Origin of the sequence: Macellibacteroides sp., assembly GCF_050251695.1 — a bacterium.
GTDB classification, from domain to species: domain Bacteria; phylum Bacteroidota; class Bacteroidia; order Bacteroidales; family Tannerellaceae; genus Macellibacteroides; species Macellibacteroides fermentans.
In genome coordinates, this window is the sequence record NZ_JBFWMI010000049.1 from 1 (window position 1) to 1,654 (window position 1,654).

The following is a 1,654-nucleotide window of genomic DNA, read 5'->3' on the forward strand; positions in this document are numbered from 1 at the left end:
AGCATAGTCATTCTTCTTTTATGACTCTAAGATACAAAATAAAACGGCATAAATCCAACTTTAGGTCAGATTTATACCGTTCTGTTTTTGTTAAAAAGAGGGAAAGCTACTTTTTCAGTGCCCTCCTTGGCAGACATCCCCTTTCGGGTTATTTCAGGATAGGTTGTTCCTATTCGGCTTGAATTGTAATTTCGGCACCGGTGGCATAATCCTGTCCCCTTTGTTCACTTAACGCAGTAAAGCGTATGTAGCGGGCTTTAACCGGTTTGCTGAAGGTTACTTTCTTTTCGGCAGCATTGTTTTCGAACGCTGCTTTATGGATTGGGTCTCCCCACTCCTTCCCGTCCACACTTACATGGATGGTATAATCCTTCACGTTACCATTACCTCCACCCTGACGGGGAAGGTACGTAAATCCTTTGATGGTCTTTATCTCTCCACAGTCCAGATCCACCCAGTGAGGATGTTTAGCTACGGTTACAGAATACATGGTATGCCAGATGGTATTCGGATCTCCGTCGGTCAGGTTCTTGGCATCTCCTTCGCCTGCTTCCTGACTGCTTGCATAAATCACGTTTGTCTGGATATTGGTTATCTTTGTGAAGGTGCTGCTGATCTTATTGGCTGGCGTATCTTTAAACCATGCCGTTACCTTTCCTCCGTTGCGAAGGGCAATGGGTTCTGTGTATTCTTTAGCTTTACTTTTGTCTACAGTATAGCAGATTACGGCATCTTTTTTAGAAGAGGTAAGCGTTACCTGACCTGCTCCGTCGCGAATGATGCTGAGCGGAATGTCTCCTGCAGGAGCCACCTGGGCAGTCTGAGCCAGATCTTTTCCAGCCGGACGGATAATAAATCCGGTGGTATGATGTGCAGCATTTACACGGTCGTCGGGCAACGGTGCTCCTTGTCCGCAACTGTTTCCTCCCAAACCGGTTACAGCCAGATCAAGATGCAGATAGGTATCTCCCACCGGAGGTAATTGATACGGATGCGATGCAAGGATAAGATCTTTGGCAGAATAGGGAAGTGCGGAAACCGATAAGCGGTCGGTTGCAACAAATACGGCTCCGTTACCGGCATCGTTGGTGAGTGCACACCAACGTACATCTTCGTGATTAGCCATATCCTGAGGTTTGGGGAAGTTTACAAACTCGCCTTCCACAGTATTGGTATGCTGCTCGATGAACTGCCCGCTTTTACGATCGGCGTAATTATCGATTGGTCCGCGTCCGTAATAATTAAAATGTTTGTATTGCTGAGGAATCTGCATTACATAACCCAAACGAGGCAATACAAGTGCCGGTTGGTTAGAGGTGATGCTGGATTGCAATTCCACCGAACCGTCTTTGTAAACCGTCCAGATCTGATTGGTGGTAAACTTAAAGTCGTCTGTCCCAAAGATTTTGTCTGTCAGCTCCTCGATCCGGTTCTTGCCGGAACTTGTTCCTCCATGAATTTTCGCTGCGTTGGGAGCCTGCGATTCAACCGTAAACGAAAGCACTACGGTTCCATTCTCCTTTACATTTACATTCATACCGGTTGCTTTATGTACCAGGTTATGCAAACCGCGGTCGAACCATTGTGAATAGAACCAGTTGTCGTTATTTACAAATGCACGCAAGGCATCCAGTTTCGGACCCTTACCCTCTTC

Annotated in this window: 1 protein-coding gene; it reads right to left on the bottom strand. The window is 46.6% G+C overall.

Going from position 1 to position 1,654, the window contains the following annotated elements:
- Positions 1 to 169: 169 nt before the first annotated feature.
- Positions 170 to 1,654, bottom strand: a 1,485-nt coding sequence (locus AB7E53_RS08805; RefSeq protein ID WP_446775226.1) for a beta-galactosidase small subunit-related protein, incomplete at its 5' end; no start/stop codon positions are given.